At 71.1% G+C, this 24,002-nt stretch carries 26 protein-coding genes; 18 read left to right on the top strand and 8 right to left on the bottom strand.

Annotation, left to right across the window (positions count from 1 at the left end):
* Positions 1-56 precede the first annotated feature (56 nt).
* From CKCBHOJB_RS15400 to CKCBHOJB_RS15345, 12 genes are all read left to right on the top strand, one after another.
* Positions 57-626 (top strand): sigma-70 family RNA polymerase sigma factor, encoded by a 570-nt coding sequence (locus tag CKCBHOJB_RS15400; protein ID WP_281049541.1) that lies wholly within the window; start codon positions 57-59, stop codon positions 624-626.
* Positions 619-1,128 carry an anti-sigma factor gene (locus CKCBHOJB_RS15395; protein WP_281049539.1) on the top strand — a complete coding sequence of 170 codons (510 nt, stop codon included), beginning with the start codon at positions 619-621 and terminating at the stop codon, positions 1,126-1,128. The genes CKCBHOJB_RS15400 and CKCBHOJB_RS15395 overlap by 8 nt, the downstream gene beginning before the upstream one ends.
* Positions 1,125-1,577 carry a periplasmic heavy metal sensor gene (locus CKCBHOJB_RS15390; RefSeq protein WP_281049537.1) on the top strand — a complete coding sequence of 151 codons (453 nt, stop codon included), beginning with the start codon at positions 1,125-1,127 and terminating at the stop codon, positions 1,575-1,577. The genes CKCBHOJB_RS15395 and CKCBHOJB_RS15390 overlap by 4 nt, the downstream gene beginning before the upstream one ends.
* A 215-nt stretch (positions 1,578-1,792) precedes the next feature.
* Positions 1,793-2,329, top strand: coding sequence for a cytochrome b (locus tag CKCBHOJB_RS15385; RefSeq protein WP_281049536.1), 537 nt, complete (start codon positions 1,793-1,795; stop codon positions 2,327-2,329).
* 61 nt (positions 2,330-2,390) lie between these two features.
* Positions 2,391-2,948: a YceI family protein gene (locus CKCBHOJB_RS15380; RefSeq protein ID WP_281049535.1), complete on the top strand. Its 558-nt coding sequence runs from the start codon at positions 2,391-2,393 to the stop codon at positions 2,946-2,948.
* Between the two features lie 67 nt (positions 2,949-3,015).
* The gene (locus CKCBHOJB_RS15375) at positions 3,016-3,591 is read left to right on the top strand and encodes a YceI family protein (RefSeq protein WP_281049534.1); all 576 of its coding nucleotides are present in this window, start codon (positions 3,016-3,018) and stop codon (positions 3,589-3,591) included.
* Between the two features lie 157 nt (positions 3,592-3,748).
* Positions 3,749-4,429 (top strand): thermostable hemolysin, encoded by a 681-nt coding sequence (locus tag CKCBHOJB_RS15370; protein ID WP_281049533.1) that lies wholly within the window; start codon positions 3,749-3,751, stop codon positions 4,427-4,429.
* Positions 4,413-5,948 carry an AMP-binding protein gene (locus CKCBHOJB_RS15365; protein ID WP_281049532.1) on the top strand — a complete coding sequence of 512 codons (1,536 nt, stop codon included), beginning with the start codon at positions 4,413-4,415 and terminating at the stop codon, positions 5,946-5,948. The genes CKCBHOJB_RS15370 and CKCBHOJB_RS15365 overlap by 17 nt, the downstream gene beginning before the upstream one ends.
* Entirely contained in the window at positions 5,945-6,598 is a 654-nt protein-coding gene (locus tag CKCBHOJB_RS15360; RefSeq protein ID WP_281049531.1) for an iron-containing redox enzyme family protein, read from the top strand. The genes CKCBHOJB_RS15365 and CKCBHOJB_RS15360 overlap by 4 nt, the downstream gene beginning before the upstream one ends.
* A gap of 9 nt (positions 6,599-6,607) precedes the next feature.
* On the top strand, positions 6,608-7,414 hold the full coding sequence (locus CKCBHOJB_RS15355; protein ID WP_281049530.1) for an SDR family oxidoreductase: 807 nt from the start codon (positions 6,608-6,610) through the stop codon (positions 7,412-7,414).
* Between the two features lie 117 nt (positions 7,415-7,531).
* A complete protein-coding gene (locus tag CKCBHOJB_RS15350; RefSeq protein ID WP_281049529.1) occupies positions 7,532-8,191 on the top strand; it encodes a response regulator in 660 nt (219 codons plus the stop codon).
* Positions 8,191-9,879 (top strand): ATP-binding protein, encoded by a 1,689-nt coding sequence (locus tag CKCBHOJB_RS15345; protein WP_281049528.1) that lies wholly within the window; start codon positions 8,191-8,193, stop codon positions 9,877-9,879. Before CKCBHOJB_RS15350 ends, CKCBHOJB_RS15345 begins: the two co-directional genes overlap by 1 nt.
* Positions 9,880-9,899: 20 nt before the next feature.
* Here the strand turns inward: CKCBHOJB_RS15345 and CKCBHOJB_RS15340 are convergent, their stop codons facing one another.
* Positions 9,900-10,577, bottom strand: a complete 678-nt coding sequence (locus tag CKCBHOJB_RS15340; RefSeq protein ID WP_281051708.1) for a hypothetical protein — start codon at positions 10,575-10,577, stop codon at positions 9,900-9,902.
* A gap of 211 nt (positions 10,578-10,788) precedes the next feature.
* On the opposite strand from CKCBHOJB_RS15340, the gene CKCBHOJB_RS15335 reads away from it, so the two are divergent.
* Both CKCBHOJB_RS15335 and CKCBHOJB_RS15330 read left to right on the top strand, forming a co-directional pair.
* Entirely contained in the window at positions 10,789-11,046 is a 258-nt protein-coding gene (locus CKCBHOJB_RS15335) for a PepSY domain-containing protein (protein WP_281049527.1), read from the top strand.
* A 71-nt stretch (positions 11,047-11,117) separates the two neighbouring features.
* Complete coding sequence (locus tag CKCBHOJB_RS15330) at positions 11,118-11,675, top strand: cytochrome b/b6 domain-containing protein (protein WP_281049526.1); 558 nt, start codon at positions 11,118-11,120, stop codon at positions 11,673-11,675.
* On the opposite strand, the gene CKCBHOJB_RS15325 is transcribed toward CKCBHOJB_RS15330, so the two are convergent.
* Complete coding sequence (locus CKCBHOJB_RS15325) at positions 11,638-11,829, bottom strand: hypothetical protein (protein ID WP_281049525.1); 192 nt, start codon at positions 11,827-11,829, stop codon at positions 11,638-11,640. The two genes, CKCBHOJB_RS15330 and CKCBHOJB_RS15325, sit on opposite strands and share 38 nt — an antisense overlap.
* Before the next feature lie 279 nt (positions 11,830-12,108).
* Here CKCBHOJB_RS15325 and CKCBHOJB_RS15320 point away from each other — a divergent pair, with 279 nt between their 5' ends.
* From CKCBHOJB_RS15320 to CKCBHOJB_RS15310, 3 genes are all read left to right on the top strand, one after another.
* Positions 12,109-12,453 carry a cupin domain-containing protein gene (locus tag CKCBHOJB_RS15320; RefSeq protein ID WP_281049524.1) on the top strand — a complete coding sequence of 115 codons (345 nt, stop codon included), beginning with the start codon at positions 12,109-12,111 and terminating at the stop codon, positions 12,451-12,453.
* Between the two features lie 203 nt (positions 12,454-12,656).
* Positions 12,657-14,849: a 5-histidylcysteine sulfoxide synthase gene (ovoA, locus tag CKCBHOJB_RS15315; protein WP_281049523.1), complete on the top strand. Its 2,193-nt coding sequence runs from the start codon at positions 12,657-12,659 to the stop codon at positions 14,847-14,849.
* The gene (locus CKCBHOJB_RS15310) at positions 14,846-15,955 is read left to right on the top strand and encodes an ADP-ribosylglycohydrolase family protein (RefSeq protein ID WP_281049522.1); all 1,110 of its coding nucleotides are present in this window, start codon (positions 14,846-14,848) and stop codon (positions 15,953-15,955) included. Before ovoA ends, CKCBHOJB_RS15310 begins: the two co-directional genes overlap by 4 nt.
* 139 nt (positions 15,956-16,094) lie before the next feature.
* On the opposite strand, the gene CKCBHOJB_RS15305 is transcribed toward CKCBHOJB_RS15310, so the two are convergent.
* Together CKCBHOJB_RS15305 and CKCBHOJB_RS15300 are read right to left on the bottom strand one after the other, a co-directional pair.
* A complete protein-coding gene (locus CKCBHOJB_RS15305; protein WP_281049521.1) occupies positions 16,095-16,955 on the bottom strand; it encodes a hypothetical protein in 861 nt (286 codons plus the stop codon).
* Between the two features lie 12 nt (positions 16,956-16,967).
* Positions 16,968-17,840 (bottom strand): hypothetical protein, encoded by an 873-nt coding sequence (locus CKCBHOJB_RS15300; RefSeq protein ID WP_281049520.1) that lies wholly within the window; start codon positions 17,838-17,840, stop codon positions 16,968-16,970.
* A gap of 641 nt (positions 17,841-18,481) precedes the next feature.
* Between CKCBHOJB_RS15300 and CKCBHOJB_RS15295 the strand changes: the two genes are divergently transcribed.
* Positions 18,482-19,003 (top strand): DUF3617 domain-containing protein, encoded by a 522-nt coding sequence (locus tag CKCBHOJB_RS15295; protein WP_281049519.1) that lies wholly within the window; start codon positions 18,482-18,484, stop codon positions 19,001-19,003.
* A gap of 21 nt (positions 19,004-19,024) precedes the next feature.
* On the opposite strand, the gene CKCBHOJB_RS15290 is transcribed toward CKCBHOJB_RS15295, so the two are convergent.
* The 4 genes from CKCBHOJB_RS15290 to CKCBHOJB_RS15275 all read right to left on the bottom strand — a co-directional run bounded on the left by CKCBHOJB_RS15290 (position 19,025) and on the right by CKCBHOJB_RS15275 (position 23,860).
* Positions 19,025-19,885, bottom strand: a complete 861-nt coding sequence (locus CKCBHOJB_RS15290) for a spermidine synthase-like protein (protein ID WP_281049518.1) — start codon at positions 19,883-19,885, stop codon at positions 19,025-19,027.
* A 70-nt stretch (positions 19,886-19,955) separates the two neighbouring features.
* The gene (locus CKCBHOJB_RS15285) at positions 19,956-21,647 is read right to left on the bottom strand and encodes an AarF/UbiB family protein (RefSeq protein ID WP_281049517.1); all 1,692 of its coding nucleotides are present in this window, start codon (positions 21,645-21,647) and stop codon (positions 19,956-19,958) included.
* On the bottom strand, positions 21,647-22,312 hold the full coding sequence (locus CKCBHOJB_RS15280) for a DUF6781 family protein (RefSeq protein ID WP_281049516.1): 666 nt from the start codon (positions 22,310-22,312) through the stop codon (positions 21,647-21,649). The genes CKCBHOJB_RS15285 and CKCBHOJB_RS15280 overlap by 1 nt, the downstream gene beginning before the upstream one ends.
* A 102-nt stretch (positions 22,313-22,414) precedes the next feature.
* Entirely contained in the window at positions 22,415-23,860 is a 1,446-nt protein-coding gene (locus CKCBHOJB_RS15275) for an alanine/glycine:cation symporter family protein (RefSeq protein WP_281049514.1), read from the bottom strand.
* Positions 23,861-24,002: the final 142 nt, after the last annotated feature.

Below are 24,002 nucleotides of genomic sequence, written 5' to 3'. Positions count from 1 at the left end.
GCACCGAGCCGACGCATGCAGCATGAAACCGCTGTGACGGCAGCCGCGGGGCGCGCATGAACGAGGCGCGCGCGGCGCAGGATGCGGCCGATGTCGCGCGCGCCCGCGCGGGCGACACGGCCGCGTTCGCCGTGCTGGTGCGCCGTCACCAGGACCGCGTGTTCGGCTTCATCCTGCGCATGCTCGACGCCCGCGACGAAGCCATGGAGCTGACGCAGGACGTGTTCCTGAAGGCCTGGCAGGCGTTGCCGGCGTGGCGCCCCGAGGCCAGCTTCTCCACCTGGCTGCTGCAGATCGCGCGCAACGCCGCCCTCGACCAGTTGCGCCGCCGGCAGCTCGTCCGCTTCGCGCCGCTGGAGGATGGCATGGACGTGGCCGATGCCGCGCCGGGTCCGGAGGCGCACTACGCCGGCCGTCAGCGCCAGGCCCGGCTCGAGCACGCCCTGCAGCGGATCGCAGCCGAGCACCGCGAGATCCTGCTGTTGCGCGAGATCGAAGACCTGTCCTACGGCGAGCTCGCCGCCGTGCTGGGTGTCCCCGAGGGCACGGTGAAGTCGCGGCTCGCGCGCGCCCGCGCGGCGCTCCTCGAACATTTCCGCCCCGATGCCGGAGCCAAGCATGAATAGACGCTGCCCCTCCGCCGACACCCTGTCGGCCCTGGTCGACGAGGCCTTGCCGGCCGGCGAACGCGAGCCGCTGCTGGCCCACAGCGCGAGCTGCCCGCTATGTGCGGCGCAGCTCGCCGAACTGCGGGCGGTGCACGATGCCTTCCGCGCGCTGCCGAGCGCCTCACCGGGGGTCGACCTCGCTCCGGGCGTGATCGCGCGCCTGCAGGCCGAGCGGGTGGCGCCGCCCCCGGCGCCGTCGCGCACCCCATGGTCCGCACGCCTGGCGGCCCTGATCGCCGCCATGGCGAGCTGGCGGAACCAGCTCGTCCCGCTCGCCGGCACGACCGCCGCGATCGGTCTGGGGGTGTGGCTGGGCGGCATGCTGCTGGCGGCCGAGGAGGCGGTATCGCCGCCGTCGCCCAGCGCGACCCTCGTCGCCATGAGCCTGTTCGACGCCGTCCCCCCCGGAAACCTCTGCCCGCGCGCCAATGCGTGCGGCGCGAACGGGAGCACACGATGAAGCCCACCGCCCTTCGCCTCGCCCTGCTGCTGTCGCTGGCCTTGAACCTGGGCGTGGTCGGCACGATCGCCCTCGATCGTCTGCGACCCCCGGCGCCCGCGCCCAAGCCGCCCCTGCATCGCATCCTCGGGCTGGACGAGGCCCAGCGCGCGCGCTGGGAGGCGGCCGAGCGTCCCTTCCTGCAGCAGTTCGACGCCGCCAGCGCGCAGCTCGAGCGTCACCGCAGCGCGCTGGTCGAGGCGCTGTTCGCGGAGCCGATCGACACCGCGCGCATCGAGTCCGAGCGCGCGGCGATCGCCGCGCTGCAACAGCAGCAGCAGGCCCTGATCATCGAGCAGCTGATCGCCGAACGCGCCATCCTCGACGCGCCTCAGCGCGCCCAGCTCCTCCAGCTGCTGCTCGCGCAGCCGGCCGCAGGCAGCGGCGTCGAGGATCTGCACGGACGTTAGGCGGGCCGGGACAGGCTGTCCGGCACCCGTTCGGGCGGCTGGCACGGGCGGGTGCGGAAATGGCGACTATCCCACTCCAGGGCGGGCGATTGTTGCGCCTGCAGCAATGATCATTTGCCGTCAGTCGCCTTTTTCATCGCTGCGGGGCCGCCTAAAGTGGAGTCATCGCTGACGCACGGACGACGCCCGTGCCCCTGGCATGAGGACACCCGACCATGAGCACGCATTACTCCACCACCGCCAAGGCCCTGCACTGGGGCATCGCCGTCCTGATCTTCGGCATGCTCGGGCTCGGCTTCTACATGACCGGGCTCGATCTCTCGCCCACCAAGCTGCAGCTCTACTCCTGGCACAAGTGGGCGGGCGTCACCGTGTTCATGCTCGTGGTGCTGCGCCTGGCCTGGCGCGTCACCCACCAGCCGCCGGCGCTGCCCGCGCACATGTCGGCGCTGGAGCGCTTCGCCGCCCACGCCGGTCATCATCTGCTGTACGCGCTGATGTTGGCGATTCCGCTCTCCGGCTGGCTGATGAGCTCGGCCAAGGGCTTCCAGACCGTGTGGTTCGGCGTGCTGCCGCTTCCCGACCTGCTCGCCAAGGACAAGGCGCTCGGCGACCTGCTGCAGACGGTGCATGTGAGCCTGAACTTCGCGCTGATCGCGGTGCTGCTGGCCCACGTCGGCGCGGCGCTGAAGCACCACCTCATCGACAAGGACGACGTGCTGACCCGGATGCTGCCGCGCCGCGGCGCCTGAGCCCGTCCCCGACCGACCCTCGCCGTCCGAACCCTTCGCCGAATCCAAAGGAACCGACACCATGAAACGCATCGCCCTCGCCCTGTTCTCCACCTTCGCCATCGCCACCACCGCCCACGCCGTCGAATACAACCAGGTCCAGGCCGACAAGAGCCGGATCGCCTTCGGCTACCAGCAGATGGGCGTGTCCATGGACGGCTCGTTCAAGAAGTTCGCCAGCGAGCTGCACTTCGACCCCGCCGCGCCGGAGGCGGCAAAGGCCAGGATCGAGATCGAGCTTGCCAGCATCGATACCGGCAGCGAGGAGGGGGACGAGGAGGCCGCGCGCAAGACCTGGTTCGACTTCGCGAGCTTCCCGACCGCGCGTTTCGAGTCCACCGCGGTCAAGGCCCTCGGCGGCAACAAGTACGAGGTCGCCGGCAAGCTGACGATCAAGGGCACGACCAAGGATGTCGTCGTCCCCGCCACCTTCGCCGATCAGGGCAAGGCGGGCGTATTCGAAGGCAGCCTCACCATCCAGCGCGGCGACTTCTCGGTCGGCGAGGGCGCGTGGAAGGCCTTCGACATCGTCGCCAACGACGTGGTCATCAAGTTCAGCATCACCGCTGCGGCCAAGTGAGTCGCGGCGATCCAGTCAGACGCAGCTCCCCTCAGTCCCTTAAACCCAACCCCAAAAGGACACACCCATGAACCGTATCGCCAAGCTCACCGCCGCCCTGATCGTCTCTGCCGCCGCCACCTCGGCGTTCGCCGCGCCCGAGACCTACGCCATCGACGGCACCCACACCTTCCCGAACTTCTCGTACAGCCACTTCGGCCTGACGACGCAGATCTCGAAGTTCGAGAAGACCACCGGCACCGTCACCCTGGACAAGGAAGCGAAGACCGGCGCGGTCGACATCACCATCGACATGACTTCGGTGAACACCGGCTACGAAACCTTCAATGGCCACATCCAGGGCGAGGACTTCCTCGACACCGCCAAATACCCGACCGCCACCTTCAAGTCGACCAAGGTCACCTTCGACGGCGACAAGCCGGCGACCATCGACGGCGAGCTCACCATCAAGGGCGTGACCAAGCCGGTGACGCTGAAGGTGAGCCACTTCGTCACCATGCCGCACCCGATGCTGAAGAAGGACACCATCGGCGCCAACGCCAGCACCGTGATCAAGCGCAGCGAGTTCAACGCCGGCAAGTACGCGCCCAACGTCGGCGACGAAGTGACGATCACCGTCTCGCTCGAAGCGATCAAGAACTGAGTTCGCGCACCAGGCCGGGCGCTCGCCTCGAGGCGACGCCCGGCGCCGCGCTGTCCCGGAGGCACGGCATCGCGTCGCCTCCGTTGCTTGCTTAAGGTCGAGTTAAGCCTGCGCCTGCAGCATCGATCCCGGACTCAATCACCGGGATCGCACAAGCATGGACCTGCCGTGGCTCGACCACCCCTCTTCACGCGAGGCCGCCTCGTCGCAGGTGCCGCGCAGCCTTCACCTCGTTCCTGCGGACGCCGCCCGCCGCGCGGCGGTGCAGGACTTCATCCGTGAGCGCTTCGCCGCGCATTACCAGGCCAGCGTCCGCCACTTCATGCCCTGCCTGTTCGGGCTCGAGGCCGACGACGGCAGCCTGCACGGTGCGGTCGGCTGCCGCAGTGCGGCGATCCAGCCGCTGTTCCTCGAGCATTACCTCGACGAACCCATCGAGGACCTCATCGCTACCCGCGCCGGCACGACGGTGGACCGCGCCGACGTGGTCGAGGTCGGCAATCTGGCCGCCCGCGGCGCGGGCCTGTCGCGCCTGCTGATCGTCGCGCTGACGCGCCTGCTCGCGACCGAGGGCGTGCGCTGGGCGGGTTTCACCGGCACGCCGGCGCTGATCAACAGCTTTCGCCGCCTCGGCATCGTGCTGCATGGCCTGGCGCCGGCCGATCCGCGCCGACTCGGCGTGGACCGCGAACAGTGGCGCGCGGAGTGGGGGACGTACTACGACGCCGGCCCGCAGGTGATGGTGGCCGAGGTGCCGGGCGCGGACCGCACGCTGGCGACCGCCGGCACCTATCGTCGCTTCGGCGCGCAGGAGGCGATGCATGGCCTGTGCGGCTGAGGGCCTGTGGACCGCGCTCGCGGCCTATGGCGAGCGGACTGCGCTGCGCGCTGCGGCGGGCGAATGGAGCGGATTGCAGGCGCTTGCCGAGGTCGAGGCCCGGCGTGCCGTGCTCGATGGCCTGGGTGCCCATCGCGTGGCGCTGGCGCTCGACAATGGTGCCGACTGGGTGGCCTGGGATCTGGCCCTGCTCGCCAGCGGGCGGGTGTGCGTACCGGTGCCCGGCTTCTTCTCGCCGCAGCAGCAGTCCCATGTGCTCGACAGCGCCGGCATCGACACGCTGATCGGCGACCCCGCGGTGGCGGCGCGCGTCGAGGGCTTCGCGGCCGTGACGGATGACGGGGCCGCGGCAAAGACGGGCGTCGGGAACATCTTCCGCCGCACGCCGCGTTCGGTACCGGCCTTGCCCACCGGCACCGTCAAGATCACCTATACCTCGGGCACCACCGGCCAACCCAAGGGCGTGTGCCTGGACGCCGCCGCCCAGCTCGCGGTGGCGCGCAGCCTGGCCGCGGTCAGCACCGCCTGCGCCGTCGAACGCCACCTGTGCGTGCTGCCGCTGGCCACCCTGCTCGAGAACGTCGGCGGGGTGTATGCGGCCTTCCTGGCCGGCGCCTGCGTCGATGTCGTGCCGCAGTCCGAGCTGGGCCTGAGCGGTGCCAGCGGATTCGATGTGGCGCGCTTCATGCGGACGCTGCACGCACGCCAGCCGCACAGCCTGATCCTGCTGCCGCAGCTGCTGCTCGCGCTGGTCGCCGCGGTGGAGCAGGGTGCCGAGCCGCCCGCCAGCCTGCGCTTCGCCGCCGTCGGCGGCGCGCGCGTGGCGCCCGGCCTGCTGCGGCGCGCCGAGGCGCTCGGCATCCCGGCCTTCGAAGGCTACGGCCTGTCCGAATGCGCCTCGGTGGTGTGCGTGAACACGCCCGGTGCGCGTCGCATCGGCACGGTCGGGCGTCCGCTCGCGCATGCCGCGGTGCGCCTGGCCGCCGACGGCGAGGTCGAGGTGCGCGGCGCGCGCATGCTCGGCTACCTCGGCGAGTCGGCGCCGACGGGCGACTGGCTGCCCACCGGCGACCTCGGTCATTTCGAGGACGGCTTCCTGGTGCTGCACGGGCGCAAGAAGCATCAGTTCGTCACCGCCTTCGGGCGTAACGTCAATCCGGAGTGGGTCGAGGCCGAGCTGGCCGAGCAGGCGCCGATCGCCCAGGCCTGGGTGCATGGCGAGGCCCTCGCCGCCAATTTCGCGGTGATCGTTCCGCGCCGTGCCGAGTGCAGCGATGACGAGGTCGACGCTGCGATCGCGGCGACCAACGCGGTGCTCCCCGACTACGCCCGGGTGCAACGCTGGCTGCGCGCCGATGCGCCCTTCACCCCCGCCAACGGCTTGCTCACCGCCAACGGCCGCCTGCGTCGCGCGGCGCTCGCCGAGCGCTACCTGGCGCGCATCGCCGCCGTCGCTGATCTGGCCGACCCGGCCGACCCCACCCCCTTCCTTCCGCTTGAGAACGAGATCGAGACATGAACTTCTTCCAGACCCTGCAGGACCTTACCGCCGCCGAACGCGACTGCCTGCTCGCCGCCCCGGTGCTGCACCGCGCGGTGACGGGCACGCTGCCGCGCCACACCTATGTCGCCTTCCTCACCGAGGCCTACCACCACGTCAAGCACACCGTGCCGCTGCTGATGGCCTGCGGCGCCCGCCTGCCCGAGCGCCACGAGTGGCTGCGCAGCGCGATCGCCGAGTACATCGAGGAAGAGCTCGGCCACCAGGAGTGGATCCTCAACGACCTCGCTGCCTGCGGCGTCGATCCCGAGACGGTGCGCCACGGCCAGCCGGCGCTGCCGACCGAGCTGATGGTGGCCTATGTCTACGACCGCATCGCCCGCGACAATCCGGTGAGCTTCTTCGGCATGGTCAATGTGCTCGAAGGCACCAGCATCGCGCTCGCCACCCGCGCCGCGAGCGCGATCCGCGGCAGCCTCGGGTTGCCACCGGCGGCCTTCAGCTATCTCAACTCGCACGGCAGCCTGGACCAGGAGCACATCCGCTTCTTCGAGGGCCTGATGAACCGGCTCGACGCTGAGGAAGACCGCGAGGCGGTGGTGCACACCGCGCGCGTGGTGTACCGCCTGTACGGCGACATGTTCCGCAGCCTGCCGCTGGCACGGTAAGGGCGCGCGATGGATCTGACGAACTGCAAGGTATTGCTGACCGGCGCCAGCGGCGGCATTGGCCAGGCGCTGGTCGAGCAGCTGTGCGCGGCCGGCGCCGAGGTGCTGGCGGTGGGGCGGGATCCGGGCGTGCCCGCCGGACTCATGGCGCGCTTTCCGGGGCGCGTGCGCCACGTCGCCGCCGACCTCGCCGATGCTGCCGGGCTCGACGCGGTGGCTGCGGCGGCGCAGGCCTGGGGGTGGGTCGATTGCGTGATCCATGCGGCCGGCGTCAATCGCTTCGGCCTGCTCGAGCAGCAGGACGATGCCGCGCTCGCGCAGCAAGTCACCTTGAACCTGCTGGTGCCGATGCAGCTCACCCGCCGCCTGCTGCCGCTGTTGCGACAGCCGCGGCGCGCGCTGCTGATGTTCGTCGGCTCGACCTTCGGCACGATCGGCTTTCCCGGCTTCAGCGCCTACAGCGCGAGCAAGTTCGGGCTGCGCGGCTTCGCCGAGGCGCTGCGCCGCGAGCTGACCGACAGCGGCATCCGCGTGCTCTACCTGGCGCCGCGCGCCACCCGCACCGCGATGAACGCCGACGCCGTGGTGGCGATGAACGCCGAGCTGGGCGTGGCGATGGACGCGCCGCAACAGGTGGCGGCGCAGATCGTGCAGGCCCTGCGCGACGAGGCGCCCGAGCGTGCGCTCGGCTGGCCGGAGAAGCTCTTCGTGCGCCTGAACCGGCTGCTGCCGCGCGTGGTCGATCGCGCGCTGCGCAAGCAGTTGCCCACGGTCAAACGCTTTGCGGCAGCGCAGGGCGAGGGTGGCCGCCGCTGAGCTTGCCCGCAGAAACCGCGCCCGGCGCCCCGCGGAGCATGCGCGCATCGATTCGTGGAAGGCTGGCACCGTGGACCCGGAAGGCGTCAAATACACCCCCAAGGAGGAACACCCCCGATGCGCATCCTGCTTGTCGAGGACGACGAGGCGCTGGGCGAAGGCATTCGCGTCGCGCTCAAGCCCGAGCACTACACCGTCGACTGGGCGCGCGACGGCGCCAGCGCGCTGCATGCGCTCACCCACGAGGATTTCGGCCTGGCCATTCTCGACCTCGGCCTGCCGCGCATGGACGGACTCGAGGTGCTGCGCCGGCTGCGCGCCGCCGCCAACCCGATCCCGGTGCTGGTGCTGACCGCGCGCGATGCCACCGCCGACCGCATCGCCGGGCTGGATGCCGGCGCCGACGACTACCTGGTCAAGCCCTTCGACGTCGACGAGCTCAAGGCCCGCATCCGCGCGCTGCTGCGGCGCAGCGTGAATCGCGCCCAGCCGGCGCTGCACTACCGGGACGTCAGCCTCGATCCGGTCGCCCAGCAGGTGAGCTACCGCGGCCAGCCGGTGGCGCTGCAGCGCAAGGAGTTCCTGCTGCTGCACGAGCTGCTCGCCCAGCCCGGCCGCGTGCTCACCCGCGACCGCCTGCAGCAGGTGCTCTACGGCTGGGACGAGGAGGCCGAGAGCAACGCCCTCGAGGTGCATATCCACCACCTGCGCAAGAAGCTCTTCCCCGAGCTGATCCGCACCGTGCGCGGCGTCGGTTACCTGGTGGACAAGGCCTGATGCGCTCGATCCGCAGCCGCACCCTGGCGCTGGTGCTCGGCCTGCTCGCCGCAGGTCTGAGCGCGATCTCGCTGGTCAGCTATCGCGACGCGCGCCACGAGATCGAGGAGCTGTTCGACGCCGAACTCGCCCAGCAGGCGCGCCTGTTGGCCGGCATGATCCCGGCCGGGATGGCCCCGGCTGCGCGGCTCGCGTTGCAGCAGGCGCTCGACGAGGCGGTGGTCGGCACCGCGGCGGCGGGCGAGGGTGAAGGCGCGGGCGTGGGTGAAGGCGATGAGGCCCGCCTGCAGGGGCATGAGTACGAGAGCAAGCTCGGCTTCGTGGTGTTCGACGACCAGGGCGACAGCCTGCTGCGCTCGGCGAGTGCGCCGGTCGCCGCGCTCGAGCGCCTGCTGGGCGCTTCGTCGGCCGCTCCGGCCATCACTTCGCACACTGCGCCGCCCAACCCGCCGCCCAACCCGCCGCCCAACGCGCCTTCCGCCGGCGCCGCCGGGGCAGCACCCCCGCCCGCCGCGCCCCGCCGGCTCGGCGCGCATCTCGCCGGCTATCACACGGTCGCGATGGACGATGGCGACTGGCGCCTGTTCGTGCTGCGCGACGGGCGCGACCGCCAGTGGATCGTGGTCGGCGAACGCCAGGACGTACGCGGCGAGCTGGTCGGCCGCATCACGCTGCGCAGCCTGCTGCCCGATGTCATCGGCTTGCCGCTGCTCGCCCTGCTGGTGTGGCTGGCGATCGGCTGGGGTCTGCGTCCGCTCGCGCGCGTGGTGCAGCGCCTCAAGGAGCGCGACCCCGAGCGCCTGTCGCCGCTCGAGGTGGACGATGTGCCGCTGGAGCTGGAGCCGGTGGTCGCCTCGCTCGACCGCCTGCTGCTGCAGCTGACCGCACTCCTCGACCGCGAGCGCCGCTTCCTCGCCTATGCCGCGCACGAGCTGCGCACGCCGCTCGCGGTGCTGCGCATCCATGCCCAGAACGCGCTGCAGGCGCCCGACCCGTCCGACCGCGACGCCGCCCTGCGCCAGCTCGAGGGCGGCATCGAACGCGCCACCCGGGTGGTGGCGCAACTGCTGACCCTGGCCCGTCTCGAGCCCGATGCTGGCAGCCGGCACCTGGCGCCGCTCGACCTGCTCGCGCTCGCGCGCGAGGAGCTGGCCGAACTGACCCCGCTGGCGCTCGAGCGCGAGCAGGAGCTGGCGCTCGAGGTCGAGGGGGAGGCGGACGAGGGCAGCGATCAGGGCGACGAGCGCGCGGCGGTCGCGATGGGCGAGGCGGGCGAGACGGCCGACACGGGCGCAATGAGCGGGGTCGGCAAGGCCGCGGGCCGGTCCGCCGACTTCCGCCTGCTCGCCGATGCGCCCTGTCTCGGCATCCTGCTGCAGAACCTTGTCGGCAACGCGGTGCAGCACACCCCTGCCGGGGGGCGGATCCGCGTGCTGCTCCAGACCGGCGCCGAGGCGCTCACGCTGCGCGTGCAGGACAGCGGCCCGGGCGTGCCGCCGGCCCTGCGCAGCAAGGTCTTCGAGCGCTTCTTCCGCGCCGGCAACGGCTCGGGCGCCGGCCTGGGCCTGGCCATCGTGGACCGCATCGTCGAGCTGCACCACGGTGCGATCACGCTCGGCGACAGCCCGCTCGGCGGGCTGGAAGTGAAGGTGATCCTGCCGCGGGCGGGCGCTGAGGGCGCCGCCTGACACCCCGCCGTCGGCAGTCTTCAGGCGCCGACACGCCCGCGTCCGCGTGCGCGCGATAAGGCGGCCCGCAGTGCGCGCTGGGTAAGCAGTACGGCCAGCGTCGCGGCGCCTACGCCCAGGGCTGCGCCGACCCACATCGGCTCCGGGATCGCGAAGCCGAACAGGCGCCGCAGCGGCGCCACGCCCACCACGGTGGCGAGCAGGGCCACGGTCGCCAGCACCATGCCCCACAAGGCGCGGTTGCGCGCCTGCAAGGCCGCGCGGCGGGTGAGCACCCGATGCTGCGACAGCCGCCAGGCGCCCATCGCCATGAACACGGTCAGGATCAGCAGGAACTCCTGCGGCAGCATCGACAGCGCCATCGTGATGCCGGCCAGCGTGGCGCCCAGCCAGTCGCCCTGGCTCCAGGCGAAGAGCGCGCCGACGATCACGCTTACCACCAAGCCGAGCGCCGAGAACCAGCGCACGAGCTGGCGCGTCTGCCGGTGCAGCGGTGTCGATTCGGCCTCGATCGCGTCGAGCACCGCGCCGATGCGTCCGATCTCGCTGTGTGCGCCGGTCGCGCTCACCTCGGCAAGCGCCCGCCCGGCGACCACCATGATGCCGGCGAACACCTGGCGCGATGGCGCCGGCTCGCCACCTGCCGGCCCGTCTGCAGCCCTCGCGGCCTTGGCCACCGGCAGGGATTCGCCGCTCAGCAGCGACTCGTCGACCGCGAGGTCGTTGGCCGAGGTCAGCCGCGCGCCAGCAGGCCTGCGGCCTGTTCCGTGCCGAGCCCGCGCTGGGAATCACGACCGTCAGGGTTCATCGCCGCCGCCCGGCTGTTCAGCTCACCTTAATGTTGACCGGATTAGATTGCAGTTGCGCTCCGCACCGGGGCGCGTCCTGCAAACCCACTGGAGCGCCATCATGAACCGCATTCTCGCACTCGCCGCCGCCGCGCTGGTTTCGACTTCGGCCCTCGCCGGCCCTACCTGTACCGCACCCAAGGAAAAATGGATGAAGGAGGCCGACTTCAAGGCCAAGGTCGAAGCCCAGGGCTACAAGATCAAGACCTTCAAGGTCACGAAGAACGACTGCTACGAGATCTACGGCTTCGACAAGGACGGCAAGAAGGTCGAGATCTACTTCGATCCCGCGACCGGCGCCGAACTCGAACGCAAGTAAGCCGCTACCGGGGGGCGCTCGGGCGTAAGCGCCATCCGCCCCCCGAGTGCATCGCCTGAGGAGCCTGCGCCATGCGCTCGACCCACTCCGATTCTTCCGTGCGGGTCTGGGACCCGTTCGTGCGCGTCTTCCACTGGAGCCTGGTGAGTTGCGTCGTCCTCAACTACTTCGTGGTCGAGGACGGCGAGACGGCGCACCAGGTGATCGGCTACATCGCCGCCGGCCTCGTCCTTGCCCGCGTGGTGTGGGGCTTCGTCGGCAGCCGGTACGCGCGCTTCGACGACTTCTTCCCGACCCCGGCACGGCTGCGCGCCCAGCTGGCTGCGCTGCGGAGCGGCCAGCACCCCTTCCATCCCGGCCACAGCCCGCTCGGGGCGCTGATGATGTTCGCGCTGATGGCGCTGGTGTTGGCGCTCGGTGTGACCGGCTTCCTGCAGACCACCGACGCCTTCTGGGGCGACGAGCGGATGCAGGAGATCCACGAGCTGCTCGCGTCGGCGCTGATCGCGCTCGCCGGCGGGCACGGCCTGGTGGCGGTCGTCCTGGGTCGGGTGGAGCGGGTGAACCTGGTCGGTGCCATGTTCACCGGCGTCAAGCGCAGGCCCGGGGATCAGCCGGAGCTGCGCTGAGCAGGCGGGCGTCGGCCTCGAGTGCGAGCGAGCTGTGCGCGCGGCCGACCTGCAGCAGCACGCGCGCGACCAGGAGGTTGATCAGGCTCGCTCCGACCGACAGCAGGGTGTCGAGGCCGATCGAGCCGGTCAGCCACCAGGCGCCGGTCTTCATCGCGATGGTGCTCAGGGCGGCGGCGAGCGAGAGCAGCGGGGCCTGGCGCGGCGTCAGGGTCGTCCTGGGTCGGTGCTCGGGAGGCGGTCGGTGGCGGGGCAGGGGGCGCCGGAGGCTCGACAGGCATTGTAGGGTGGCATGGCTTGACGGAGGCGGAACAGGCGCGTGCCGGTTTTGGGCGCTTTCATGTCCATTTTGGGCAATCGCGTCGTGTGCCGGCGCTCTAGAGTCCATGTTTCCCGTTGCCATGCAACGCCAATCCGACTATCTGGAGCAGATATGAGCAAGCCCATCACCGTTCTCCGCGATACCGTGCCCGTGCCGATCCTGGATGCCTGCAAATGGGAGCGCATCGCCGGCGAGCCGCACACCGTCAACCTGAACGCCTACACCTCGAAAGACGGCACGAAGATCATGGGCACCTGGATCTGCACGCCGGGCAAATGGCGGGTCGCCTATGAGAAATGGGAATACTGCGACTTCCGCGAAGGCTACTGCATCATCACCCCCGACGGCGGCGAGCCGATCCACCTCAAGGCCGGCGACATCTTCATCGTCGAGCCTGGCATGAAGGGCACCTGGGAAGTGGTCGAGACCGTGCGGAAGTACTTCGTGTTCGCCTGAGCGCCGCCCGGCGGGAAGCGCCGGAACACCCCCCACGCCCGCAGGCTCCTGCTTTGCTGCCGGGCGTGGGGCGACGCCCTGTGTCGCGATCGAACCTATCGACGCCAAAAAGTGGAAAGATCACGCCATACGCCGCTTGGTACCGATCTGGCGATGGCAGCGATCCACCACGCATCGCCGGCGCAACGACACAGGAGACATGCATGACTGCACCCACCGCCGCCACCCCGCGCCGTGACGCCGCTGCAACAACGCCAGCCCAAGCCCCTGCGCGCACCCCGGCGCCGCGCTTCCCCCGCACCCCGCTGCTCGCCGGCACCGACGTCGAGGCCAAGCGCGCCGAGCTGCTGCAATATTTCCACGCCACCTTCGACCGCTACGAGTCGCTGTTCGAGGTGCTCGCCTGCGACGAGGCCTACTACCGGAAGCCGATCAGCCTGCGCCACCCGCTGATCTTCTACTTCGGCCACACCGCGACCTTCTTCATCAACAAGTTCATGCTCGCCGGCCTGATCGAGCAGCGCATCGATCCGCGCCTCGAATCCATGTTCGCGGTCGGCGTCGACGAGATGAGCTGGGACGACCTCGACGACACCCGCTACGACTGGCCCACCGTGGCCGAGGTCGCCGCCTACCGCGACAAGGTGCGCGCGGTGGTCGACCGCGTGATCCGCGAGACGCCCTTCACGTTGCCGATCGGCTGGAAGGATCCGTCCTGGGCGGTGGTGATGGGCATCGAGCACGAGCGCATCCACCTCGAGACCTCGTCGGTGCTGATGCGCCAGCACGCGCTGCACTACGTCAAGCCGCATCCCGCCTGGCCGCCCTGCGCCGAGCACGGCGAGCCGCCGGCCAACGCGCTGGTCGACATCCCCGCCGGCGTCGTGCAGCTCGGCCGCAGCTTCGACGAGCCGATCTACGGCTGGGACAACGAATACGGCAGCCACCGCGCCGAGGTGCCGGGCTTCCAGGCGGCGCGTTACCTGGTCAGCAACCGCGAATACCTCGGCTTCGTCGAGGCCGGCGGCTATGCCGACGACGGCCTGTGGGACGAGGAGGGCCTGGGCTGGAAACGTTACGCGCGCGCCGAGCATCCCAGCTTCTGGGTGCCGGATGCCGATGGCTGGAAACTGCGCCTGATGGCCGAAGAGGTGCCGATGCGCTGGGACTGGCCCGCCGAGGTCAACTGCCTGGAAGCGCGCGCATTTTGTCGCTGGAAGGCGCGCGAGACCGGCCAGCCGGTGCGCCTGCCGACCGAGGACGAGTGGAACCGCATCTACGACCACGTGGGCCTCGCCGACGTGCCGCACGACGCACCGGCCAAGGCCAATCTGCACCTGGACCACTGGGCCTCGAGCTGCCCGGTGACGCGCTTCGCCCACGGCGAGCTGTTCGACGTGGTCGGCAACGTCTGGCAGTGGTGCGAGACGCCGACCTATCCCTTCGACGGCTTCGACGTGCATCCGATCTACGACGACTTCACCACGCCGACCTTCGACGACCGCCACGCCATCATCAAGGGTGGAAGCTGGATCTCGGCCGGCAACGAGTCGCGCCACGCCTCGCGCTACGCCTTCCGTCGCCACTTCTTCCAGCACGCGGGCTTCCGCTACATCGTCAGCGACGCACCGGCGCTCAATCCGGCCTCGACCTACGAGACCGACGCGCTGCTGTCGCAGTACGCCGAGTTCCACTACGGCGACGAGGTCTTCGGCGTGCCGAACTTCCCGAAGGCCCTCGCCGACATCGCGATCGGCGCCCAGCGCCGCTTCGGCAAAGGCAAGTTCGGCCGCGCGCTGGACCTGGGCTGCGCCACCGGCCGCGCCAGCTTCGAGCTCGCGCGCGCCTTCGAGCGCGTGGTCGGCATCGATTTCTCGGCGCGCTTCATCCAGGCCGGCGCCAAGCTCGCCGAGACCGGCGCGCTGCGCTACACCATGCCCGACGAGGGCGAGCTGGTGACCTACCACGAGCGCCGGCTCGACGCGCTCGGCCTGGCCGAGACCGCCGGCCGCGTCGAGTTCTGGCAGGGCGACGCCTGCAACCTCAAGGACGTCTTCACCGGCTTCGATCTCATCCTCGCCGCCAACCTGATCGACCGCCTGTACAGCCCGCGCCGCTTCCTGGCCGATGTCGCGCGCCGGCTCAACCCCGGCGGCCTGCTGCTGCTCGCCTCGCCCTACACCTGGCTGGAAGAGCACACCAAGCGCGAGGAATGGATCGGCGGCTTCAAGAAGGACGGCGAGTCGTACACCACGCTCGACGGCCTGAAGGACCTGCTCGCCGCCGAGTTCGAGCTGGTGCAGGGGCCGCAGGCGGTGCCTTTCGTGATCCGCGAGACGCGGCGCAAGCACCAGCACACGCTGTCGGAGCTCACCATCTGGAGAAAGCGCGCATGAGCGCCGTCGACCACGAGGCCGATCCTGCCGCCCTCGTCGATCGCGCCGCCGGCGCGCTGATGGGGGCCTTCATCGGCGACGCGCTGGCGCTCGGGCCGCACTGGTACTACGACCTCGACGAGCTGCGCGCCCGCTATGACGAGTGGATCTCCGACTACACCGCACCGATGCCCGACCACTACCACGCCGGGATGAAGGCGGGCGAGTCCTCGCAGGCCGGCATCCTGCTGCGGCTCACGCTGGATTCGCTCGCCGAGCGCGGCGGCTACGACGAGGCCGACTTCTGCCGGCGGATGGACGAGGCGTTCTTCCCGCAACTCGACGGTACTCCGATGCACGGGCCCGGCGGCTACACCAGCCAGTCGATCCGCGAGGCCTGGCGCAAGCGCGTGCAGCAGGGCCTGCCCTGGGGTCAGGTCGCCGGCAACGCCGACACCACCGAAGCCGCCGAGCGCACGCTGGCGATCGCGGTGCGCTACGCGCTCGATCCCGCCGCGCTCGCCGACGCCGTCACCCGCAACACCGTGCTCACCCAGACCGACGGCACCGTGGTGGCGATGACGGTGGCCTTCGGCGCGGTGCTCGGCATGCTGGTCGAGGGTTGCCCTCTCGACGCGTCGATCTCGGCCCGGCTGATGGCGCGGGTCAAGACCGGCGCGCTGCCCTTCCACACCGTCACCACCGGCAACCTGCAGGCGCCCAGGCCCGGTGCCGCCGAGGCGCCGACCGCCGGCCGTTTCCCGTCGCCGGATGCGCTGCTCACGCAATCCTCGATCGCCCGTGCGGCCCGCGACCCGGACGTGCGCATCGAGCCGGCGTGGAAGGTGTCGCTGGTGTATGGCATGCCGTGCGCGGTCTATCACCAGTTCCCCGCCGCCTACTATCTGGCGGCGCGCTTCGCCGACGACTTCGAGTCCGCGGTGTTGCACGCGGTCAATGGCGGCGGGCAGAACCTGGCGCGCGCGCTGCTGACTGGCGCGCTGGCGGGGGCGCAGGTGGGCCTGAGCGGCATCCCGGCGCGCTTCATCGACGGGCTGGCCGATCACGCGGCGCTGCTTGCGCTGTGCGAGCGTGTGGCGACGGCGATGGCGAGTTCCCGCGCCTGAGCGTGCAAGGGCCTGTGGGAGCGGGCGTGCCCGCGAAAGCGGCGGCCGAACTTGCGATGTTCGCGGGCACGCCCGCTCCCACGGAGCCGGCGGCGCGTCATGCCGGCCTCGTTCTGCCGCGCAGTTCTCCGCGCGCGCGTCACGCACGCCGCAGCAAGCTTCCGTTGGCGGCCTCGGCTTCGGCCTGCAGCAGCCCCAGCGCCTGCAGGCGCGCGAGGCTCCAGCCGCGGCCGAGCAGGATCATGCGGGTGTCGAGGTGCTCGCGCAGGGCGGGCGGCGGGGCATGGCCGAGGTCGTGCATGCGCTTCCCGCGCAGGGCGACGTAGCGCAAGCCATGGCGGCGGCCGAGGGCCTGCCACAGCGCATGGGCGCCGACCGACTGGCGCGCGCCGCTGACCAGGAAGAAGGCGCCACCATCGGCGCCGCACAGGGGGCCGCGGCCTGCCAGGGCCAGTTCATAGACCGCGGTGGCGATGCCACGGCCCTGGTAGGCGGGGGCGTATTTCGAGTGCGGGGCGCGCACGTGGCGGTCGGTGCGGCGATCGACTTCGATCAGGCGGTTGAACACCGTGTAGCCGGCAAGGCGGCCATTGGCCACGTCCTCGACATAGACGTAGTGCTCGCCGTCGGCTTCGCGGTGGTGGAAGACGAGGCCGGGGAGGGGCGAGGGCAGGCGCGTGCACCGGGAGAGGGCGTCGTCCGGGCTGTGCAGGCGGCGGTGCAGGGACTCGAGTTCGGTCTCGATGGATTGCGGTTCTTGCTGCACGTCGATGCGCAGTTCAAGGCGCGGCGGCCGCAGGATGTGCGCGGCGTAGCCCGCCAGCAGGCGCAGCGGGCGGCTGCCGAGCAGGCGGTGCAGGCCCGGCAGCGGCGGCGGTTGCGGGAAGGCGAGCGCGGAGCGCGGCGACAGGCCGCGGCGCGAGAGCCGGGAGCGTGGCCCGGCATACGTCGATGCGGCCTGCCCTGCGGGCAGTCGCGGGGCGAGGGTGAGCGTGCTCATGGTTCGCCTCCCTCAGCACGCGACCGGGCCGGCCCACCAGCCGCTCATCAGGCCCTCGGGCCTGTGCGGGGCGCTGACGCGGGCGCTGGCCTCCCAGGCCTCCATGTGCACGCCGAGCCCGGCGAACACGCCGTAGCCGGCTCCGGCGCGGATCGCCTCGCCCGCGTGCAGGCCTTCGCCGACGCGGATCGCGCCGCCGGCCTCGACGACCGCCCCGGCCTTGATGCCCCAGCCGGCCTCCAGATGGAGCGCGGCGTGGATGGAGCCGCCGGCGGTGATGCCCTGTTCGGCGCGCAGGCCGGCTTCGGCGATCAGCTCCCCGCCCACCTGCAGGCCCTTGCTGCAGCGGATGTCGTCCTTGCCGTGCAGGTCGAGGCCGACGCAGGCGCCGCCGTCCAGCCGCAGCCGGCCCGCGCAGTGCAGGTCCCAGCCGATGCGCGCCTCGCCGCGGCAGCGCAGCTCGCCGGCGCAATCCACCCCCCAGCCGGCGCGCAGGTCGCCGCCGATGTCGATGCGGCCTTCGCCGCGCACCCCGCCCTCGACGCGCAGGTCCTCGCCGACCGTCAGATCGCCGCCGACGCGCAGTCCGCCGCCGGCGTGCAGGCTGCGGCCGACGTGGATCACGCCCTCGACGTCCACGCTGCCGCGCACCTGCAGCGTGCCGGCGAAGACGATGGCATCGGCCTCGATGGCGTCGACCACGCGCACCTCGCCGGTCGGGCCGAACTGCTGCAGCAGCCAGCAGGCGTCGCCGACGCGGCCGGCGGCCACCATCTTGTCGAGCAGCTCCTGATAGTGGCCGCCTTCGTCGAACTGGCGGACGAACCAGCGGAATCCATCGGAGCAGGGCTGCTTCGCCCTGACGAAACTACGTGTGAGAACCATGACATCACCCCTGAGCCGGCGTGCCGCCGCGAATGGCGTACGGCGAGCGTATTGCGCTGTGAAGGCAGCTGTGGCGGGGTGGATGCGGATGTCCGGTCGCGGTGGATGGCCTGTGGCCCGACCGTGGCTACGGTCCCGGATGATGCTCGGCGTTGCGTCCCGCCCTGGCTGCACGTTGAACAGGGCACGCGCATGCGCGCCCCGGGCAAGGTGCCGTGCGGGGGGGGCGGGGCTCAGCCCCTGGCCGGATCCCGCACGGCTTGGGAAAGCACGGCGGGAGACCCTGTGACCTTGAAGGCGAGCTGTGTGGTCAGATCGCGCAGCGGGGAGCCGTCGCAGGCGATGGCGCGCACACGACCGCCCACGCGCAGCGGCGCGTGATGGAGGGCGGGACGATGGGCTGCGGACATGGGCTGGCGGGCGGCGATGGGAGGAAGGCCCGGATTATAGGCCAGCTGGCGGCCGATGCGCCGTTTCCGTCGGCCGGCAGGGGCGCGGCGGTTGACATGTTTGCTCACCATCGCGCTGCGGCCGCAGCGGGAATGGGCGGCGCGCGCCTGAGATAATCCCGGCGTCCGGCCGTCCGCCGCGCCTTGCGCGGGGCGCCGCTTTCCCCATCCGCCACGACAGGAAGCCCTCCCATGACAATCCGCCGCTCCGCCGTGCTCGTCCTTGCGCTCGCCGGCCTCGTGCCCGCCGCCCACGCCGCCGCCGACATCCGTCCCGGCCTGTGGGAGTTCCGTTCCACCCGTCTGAGCGTCGGCGGCCTGCCCGACATGTCTTCGCAGATGGCGCAACTGCAGCAGCAGCTCAAGAACCTGCCCGCCGACACCCGGCGCATGATCGAGCAGCAGATGGCGCAGCGCGGCGTCAGCCTCGGCCAGGACGGCACGGTGCGCAGCTGCATCACGCCCGAGCAGGCGCGCCAGGACACGATCTACTCCGGCAAGGTCGAGGGCAACTGCACGCTGAGCGACGTGATGAAGGGCGGCGACACGGTGATCGGCAAGCTGCGCTGCACCGACCCGGACGCCACCGGCAGTTTCCAGGCGCGGGTCGCCAGCCCCGAGCGCTTCACCACCCGGGTGACGATGCAGTCCGCGCGCGGCGATCTCGACGTCGAGACCGAGGGCCGCTGGCTGGCGGCGCAGTGCGGGGGCTGAGCGCGCTGCGAACGATGCCGCTCAGCGTGCCAGGCGCTGCGCGTGGCCCTGGCGCTCCCCGGCCTCGAGCTGCTGGGCGAAAGCCGGGAAGTCGAGTCCGAGCCGGCCCTGCAGCGCCTGTGCCTGGCTGCGCAGCCAGTGCCAGCGCGGCGCGAAGGCCGGGTCGCGGAAGGCGAACAGGATGTGGTTGCCGTCCTCGCGCACCGGAATGGCGATCACGCGCTCGTCGAACACTTCCAGCACGCGCGCCACGTGCGGCGCGTAGCCCTCGCGCTCGCCGGCCAGGTTCATGACCAGGATGCCCCGCCCCGTCAGGTGGCGGCAGGCGTGGCTGTAGAAATCCGACTCGAGCAGCTCGCCCGCCACGCCCTCGGCGCCGAAGGCGTCGATCAGCAGCACGTCGCAGCGCGTGGTCGCGTGCTCGATCCAATGCACGCCGTCGCCGGCGACGACACGGAAGCGCTCGTCGTCGGGCGGCACGCCGAACAGCTCGCGCAGCGCGATCACCTGCGGGTCGATCTCGAGCGCGGTGAGATCGGCCGCGGGCAGGTGGCGGTGGCAGAAGCTGGCCAGCGAGCCGCCGCCCAGCCCGAGCAGGGTGATCCGCCGCGGGCGCGGGTTGAAGAGCAGGAAGGCCATCATGCGCTGGGCGTAGGCCAGCACCAGCGCCGCCGGGTTGGCGATGTCCATGATGCTCTGCACGTAGCCGAGGCTGAAATGCAGCGCGCGCAGGCCGCCGTTCTCGAGCACGAAGGGCTTGTCGTAGCGGCCCTCGACCAGGCGCGCGGCGAGCTCGGCCGGATCGCTGCCGGGCGCTTCGAGCAGGCGCACGAGGCCGGGTTCGGAGGGGAAGGGGCTGGGCAGTTCGAGCAGGTGCGTCATGCGTACGGGTAAGGAGACCTGAGGCGCCGGCGGGGCGCGGCGAGGGTGATGGGTGTGGTCCTGCCCGGCTTCAGCGCCGTCCGCTGCGCCAGATCGACACCAGCACCCACAGCCCGCCGGCGACCGCGCCGAGGAAGCCGAGCAGGCCGAGGGTGCGCAGGCTGGCCAGGCCGGGGTCGCGCACCACCGCCATCAGGATCGCGGTGCCGATGATCAGCGCGGCGGTGACGATGCCCAGGGTCATGCGGCTGATCGCACGGTCGAGCTGGTCGACCGTGCGCTTGAGCGCGACCACGTCGACCTGGATCTGCAGCTTGCCGCGCCGCCCGGCGCGCAGCAGGTCGCGCAGGTCCTGCGGCAGGCCGGTGACCAGGTCCAGCGTGCTGCCCAGGCCGCGCAGGCCGCGGCGGGCGATGGCGGCGGGGGCGTGGTGGGCGGCGAGGACCTGCTCCAGCAGCGGGCGCACCTCGCCGGCGAGGTCGAAGTCGGGGTCGAGCTGGCGGCCCAGGCCTTCGAGGGTGATGAAGGCCTTGATCATCAGCGCCAGGTCGGGCGGCAGCGCCAGGCCGTGATCGCGCAGCAGCGCCATCAGGTCCGACAGCATCGCGGTGAGGTCGAGACGCTTGAGCGGCACGCCCTTGTACTGGTCGACGAAGGCCTCGATGTCGCGGCGCAGGCGTTCGGGCGAGGTGTCGCTGTCGCCTTCGTCGCCGCTGCGCCATTCCTGCATGACCTCGGCCACCGTCTCCGCGTCGCCCGAGACCAGGCCGAGCAGCATCACCGCGACCTCGTGGCGGCGCGCCTCCGACAGCCGGCCGACCATGCCGAAGTCGATCAGCGCGATGCGGTTGCCGGGCAGGTAGAACACGTTGCCGGGGTGCGGGTCGGCGTGGAACAGGCCGTCCTCCAGCATCATCTTCAGCACCGCGGCGGCGCCGCTGCGCGCGAGCGCCTTGCGGTCGAGGCCGGCGGCGTCGACCAGGTCGAGGCGGCGGCCGGGAATGCCGTCGATCCGGTCCTGCACGTTGAGGCGTTCGCCGCACCAGGTCCAGTGGATGGCCGGGATCACGATGTCCGCGTGGCCGGCGAGCTTGCCGGCGATGCGCTCGGCGTTGCGGCACTCGGCCGCGAAGTCGAGCTCGCGGCGCAGCGACAGGGTGAATTCGTGCACCACCTCGCGTGGACGGTAGCGGCGCAGCTCGGGCGCCTCGGCGTCGATCAGGTCGGCCAGGCGGGAGAGCAGGTTGAGGTCGGCCTCGACCTGCGGGCGGATGCCCGGCCGGCGCACCTTCAGCACGACCGCGCGGCCGTCGGCGAGGCGCGCGCGATGCACCTGGGCGAGCGAGGCGGCGGCCACCGGTGCCGGGTCGAGCTCGGCGAAAACCGTCTCCGGGTCGGCGCCGAGGTCCTCGGCCAGTTGCGCGCGGATGCGCTCCCAGGGCTCGGCGGGGGCGGCGTCCTGCAGCTTGCCGAACTCGGCGATCCACTCCGGCGGGAACAGGTCCACGCGGGTGGCGAGCACCTGGCCGAGCTTGACGAAGGTGGGGCCGAGTTCCTCCAGCGTGCGCCGGATGCGCTCGGGTGTCTCCATGTGGGCGAGGACTTCCGGCGCGCGCCAGTGCAGCGCCTTGCCGGCGCGCTCGAGGGCGTTGCCGAGGCCGACGCGGCGCACCAGGTCGCTGAAGCCGTAGCGCACGAGCACGGTGGCGATCTCGTGCGCGCGGGCCAGGTCGCGGGCCGCGCCGAGGGCTTGCAGCAGCATCAGCGCTGGGTGTCTTTCCGTTCGTTCTCGCCGGCGCCCGGCTGCAGGCGGTCGGCGAGGCCGCGCAGCACGCCGGCGGCGAGGCCGGCGAGCAGGTCGGCCTGGTTGCGCAGGGTCTGCATGCCGCTGTCGAACTGCGACCAGGCCAGGCTGCTGCTGGCATGGGCAAGCTCCGCGACGGCGTCGCGCACGCGCGCGCCGGCGGCGGTGCCGCTGTGGCGCATGTGTTCGGCGAGTTCGCTCAGCGTGCTGCGGGCCTCGCCGCTGGTCTTGCGGGCGGCATCGCTGAGCGCGCCGATGAAGTCGTTTTCCAGGCTCGAGAAGGGCTCCAGCGTCTGGCGCAGGCCCTCGCGCGAGAACTCGGCGCTGCGGCCGATGGCTTCCTGCATCGCCAGCTGCGTCGCCTGGGCGGCGCTGGCCATGGCCTGGTCGAGGCCGTGCATCGCTTCCTTGAAGGCGGCGCTGCGTTCGGCGTCGACCGGCATCGCGCCCTTCTGCGCGCCTTCGAGGACCGCGTTCATCACCGCGCGCAAGGCCTGGCCGTCGAGGCGGCCTTCGCTCAGCGCGGCGAGGGTGATGGCACGGACGCGTTCGGCGATGGAGGCGGTGTCGGCGCCGACAGCGGCCTCCACGTCGCGTTCGATCTGGCGGGTGTCGAGGCTCATGTGCGGTCTCCAGGGCGGAAATGACGAAGCGGGGAATCGCCGCTTGACTGCAGTCTAGCCAGTCTGGCGATTCCACGCTTCATGCTTCGGTCACGGACGGCGTCAATCCCAGATGCCCGGCTCCAGCTTGCTGCGGATCTCGGGGTACTGGCTGGCGTCGAACTTCGGCAGCTTGCCGGCGGCGCGCTGGGCGTCGTAGTCGCGCGCCAGCTTCACCGCCAGGCCCGACAGCAGCAGGATGGCAATCAGGTTGGTGATCGCCATCAGGCCCATCGCGACGTCGGCCAGGTTCCAGATGAAGGGCAGCGAGCCGACCGCGCCGAACAGCACCATCGCCAGCACGATCAGGCGGAAGGTCAGCAGCCCGGCGGGGTGGTTGTGCTCGATGAAGACCAGGCAGTTCTCGGCGTAGAAGTAGTTGGCGACGATCGAGGTGAAGGCGAAGAACAGCACCACGATGGCGAGGAAGTACTTGCCCCAGCCGCCCACCTCGGCGGTCAGCGCGTTCTGCACCAGGCCGATGCCGGTGCCTTCGACCGGACCGGCGAGCAGGATGATCGCTGCCGAGGCGGTGCAGATCAGCAGGGTATCGATGAACACGCCGGCCATCTGCACGTAGCCCTGCGAGGCCGGGTGCGGGGGGTAGGGCGTGGCCGCGGCGGCGGCGTTGGGCGCCGAGCCCATGCCGGCCTCGTTGGAGAACAGGCCGCGCTTGAACCCGTTCAGGATCGCCGCGCCGATGCCGCCGGCGGCAGCCTCGTGCAGGCCGAAGGCGCTCTTGAAGATCAGCGCCAGCGCCGCCGGTACCTCGCCGAGGTTGGCGATGATGATGCCGATCGCCACCACCAGGTAGCCGACCGCCATGAAGGGCACGGCCAGTTCGGAGAAGCGCGCGATCGAGCGCAGGCCACCGAAGATGATCGCCGCGGTGAGCACGGTCACCGCCAGGCCGATCACCAGCGCGGCGACGCCGACCTCGTTGCCGGCCAGGCTCATCGTGCCCATGTCGAGGCCGAAGGCGCCGACCATGGCGCCGGCGATGGTGTTCGACTGCACCGAGTTGAACGCGAAGCCGAAGGCGATGATCAGGAAGATCGAGAACATCGTGCCCGCCCAGCGCTGGCCGAGGCCCTTCTCCATGTAGTAGGCCGGGCCGCCGCGGAACTGGCCCTTGTCGTCGCGCACCTTGAAGAGCTGTGCGAGCGCCGCCTCGGCGAAGCCGGTGGCCATGCCGACGAGCGCGATCACCCACATCCAGAAGATCGCGCCCGGCCCGCCGAGCGTGATCGCCACCGCCACGCCGGCGATGTTGCCCGTGCCCACGCGCGCGGCGAGCGAGGTGCACAGCGCCTGGAAGGACGAGATGCCCGAGGCGTCGGACTGGCGGCTGCCGCGCAGCACGGTGAAGGTGTGGCCGAGGTGGCGCAGCTGGATGAAGCCCAGGCGCAGCGTGAACCAGATGCCTGTACCGACCAGCAGCCAGATCAGGATCTTGCCCCAGAGGAGGCCATTGAGGAGGTCGACGACCTCGTTGGCGAAGGCTTGCATCAGCGTTCTCCTGCCGCTCGTAGCAGCACTGTGTGGTTATGCCCGGGTATGGGCGCGGTAAAAATGAGGTGGCGGATTCTAGCGCAGTGTTCGCCGCCTCCGCCGCGCCCAGCCGGTATCATCCGCCCCGATGGCGCCTCTG

Origin of the sequence: Thauera sp. GDN1 (assembly GCF_029223545.1) — a bacterium.
GTDB lineage: Bacteria > Pseudomonadota > Gammaproteobacteria > Burkholderiales > Rhodocyclaceae > Thauera.
Note: the sequence above shows the minus strand (reverse complement) of the source record. Positions and strands in the feature narration are given on the sequence as shown.

What these genes read in the sequence shown, in the direction of transcription:
- CKCBHOJB_RS15400 (WP_281049541.1), top strand. Translation starts at nt 57, where the DNA reads ATGAACGAGGCGCGCGCGGCGCAGGATGCGGCCGATGTCGCGCGCGCC.
- CKCBHOJB_RS15275 (WP_281049514.1), bottom strand. Translation starts at nt 23,860, where the DNA reads ATGCAAGCCTTCGCCAACGAGGTCGTCGACCTCCTCAATGGCCTCCTC.
- CKCBHOJB_RS15300 (WP_281049520.1), bottom strand. Translation starts at nt 17,840, where the DNA reads ATGGTTCTCACACGTAGTTTCGTCAGGGCGAAGCAGCCCTGCTCCGAT.
- CKCBHOJB_RS15395 (WP_281049539.1), top strand. Translation starts at nt 619, where the DNA reads ATGAATAGACGCTGCCCCTCCGCCGACACCCTGTCGGCCCTGGTCGAC.
- CKCBHOJB_RS15320 (WP_281049524.1), top strand. Translation starts at nt 12,109, where the DNA reads ATGAGCAAGCCCATCACCGTTCTCCGCGATACCGTGCCCGTGCCGATC.
- CKCBHOJB_RS15370 (WP_281049533.1), top strand. Translation starts at nt 3,749, where the DNA reads ATGGACCTGCCGTGGCTCGACCACCCCTCTTCACGCGAGGCCGCCTCG.
- CKCBHOJB_RS15345 (WP_281049528.1), top strand. Translation starts at nt 8,191, where the DNA reads ATGCGCTCGATCCGCAGCCGCACCCTGGCGCTGGTGCTCGGCCTGCTC.
- CKCBHOJB_RS15285 (WP_281049517.1), bottom strand. Translation starts at nt 21,647, where the DNA reads ATGCTGCTGCAAGCCCTCGGCGCGGCCCGCGACCTGGCCCGCGCGCAC.
- CKCBHOJB_RS15380 (WP_281049535.1), top strand. Translation starts at nt 2,391, where the DNA reads ATGAAACGCATCGCCCTCGCCCTGTTCTCCACCTTCGCCATCGCCACC.
- CKCBHOJB_RS15280 (WP_281049516.1), bottom strand. Translation starts at nt 22,312, where the DNA reads ATGAGCCTCGACACCCGCCAGATCGAACGCGACGTGGAGGCCGCTGTC.
- CKCBHOJB_RS15350 (WP_281049529.1), top strand. Translation starts at nt 7,532, where the DNA reads ATGCGCATCCTGCTTGTCGAGGACGACGAGGCGCTGGGCGAAGGCATT.
- CKCBHOJB_RS15305 (WP_281049521.1), bottom strand. Translation starts at nt 16,955, where the DNA reads ATGAGCACGCTCACCCTCGCCCCGCGACTGCCCGCAGGGCAGGCCGCA.
- CKCBHOJB_RS15335 (WP_281049527.1), top strand. Translation starts at nt 10,789, where the DNA reads ATGAACCGCATTCTCGCACTCGCCGCCGCCGCGCTGGTTTCGACTTCG.
- CKCBHOJB_RS15325 (WP_281049525.1), bottom strand. Translation starts at nt 11,829, where the DNA reads ATGAAGACCGGCGCCTGGTGGCTGACCGGCTCGATCGGCCTCGACACC.
- CKCBHOJB_RS15355 (WP_281049530.1), top strand. Translation starts at nt 6,608, where the DNA reads ATGGATCTGACGAACTGCAAGGTATTGCTGACCGGCGCCAGCGGCGGC.
- CKCBHOJB_RS15375 (WP_281049534.1), top strand. Translation starts at nt 3,016, where the DNA reads ATGAACCGTATCGCCAAGCTCACCGCCGCCCTGATCGTCTCTGCCGCC.
- CKCBHOJB_RS15290 (WP_281049518.1), bottom strand. Translation starts at nt 19,885, where the DNA reads ATGACGCACCTGCTCGAACTGCCCAGCCCCTTCCCCTCCGAACCCGGC.
- CKCBHOJB_RS15295 (WP_281049519.1), top strand. Translation starts at nt 18,482, where the DNA reads ATGACAATCCGCCGCTCCGCCGTGCTCGTCCTTGCGCTCGCCGGCCTC.
- CKCBHOJB_RS15385 (WP_281049536.1), top strand. Translation starts at nt 1,793, where the DNA reads ATGAGCACGCATTACTCCACCACCGCCAAGGCCCTGCACTGGGGCATC.
- CKCBHOJB_RS15360 (WP_281049531.1), top strand. Translation starts at nt 5,945, where the DNA reads ATGAACTTCTTCCAGACCCTGCAGGACCTTACCGCCGCCGAACGCGAC.
- ovoA (WP_281049523.1), top strand. Translation starts at nt 12,657, where the DNA reads ATGACTGCACCCACCGCCGCCACCCCGCGCCGTGACGCCGCTGCAACA.
- CKCBHOJB_RS15330 (WP_281049526.1), top strand. Translation starts at nt 11,118, where the DNA reads ATGCGCTCGACCCACTCCGATTCTTCCGTGCGGGTCTGGGACCCGTTC.
- CKCBHOJB_RS15310 (WP_281049522.1), top strand. Translation starts at nt 14,846, where the DNA reads ATGAGCGCCGTCGACCACGAGGCCGATCCTGCCGCCCTCGTCGATCGC.
- CKCBHOJB_RS15365 (WP_281049532.1), top strand. Translation starts at nt 4,413, where the DNA reads ATGGCCTGTGCGGCTGAGGGCCTGTGGACCGCGCTCGCGGCCTATGGC.
- CKCBHOJB_RS15390 (WP_281049537.1), top strand. Translation starts at nt 1,125, where the DNA reads ATGAAGCCCACCGCCCTTCGCCTCGCCCTGCTGCTGTCGCTGGCCTTG.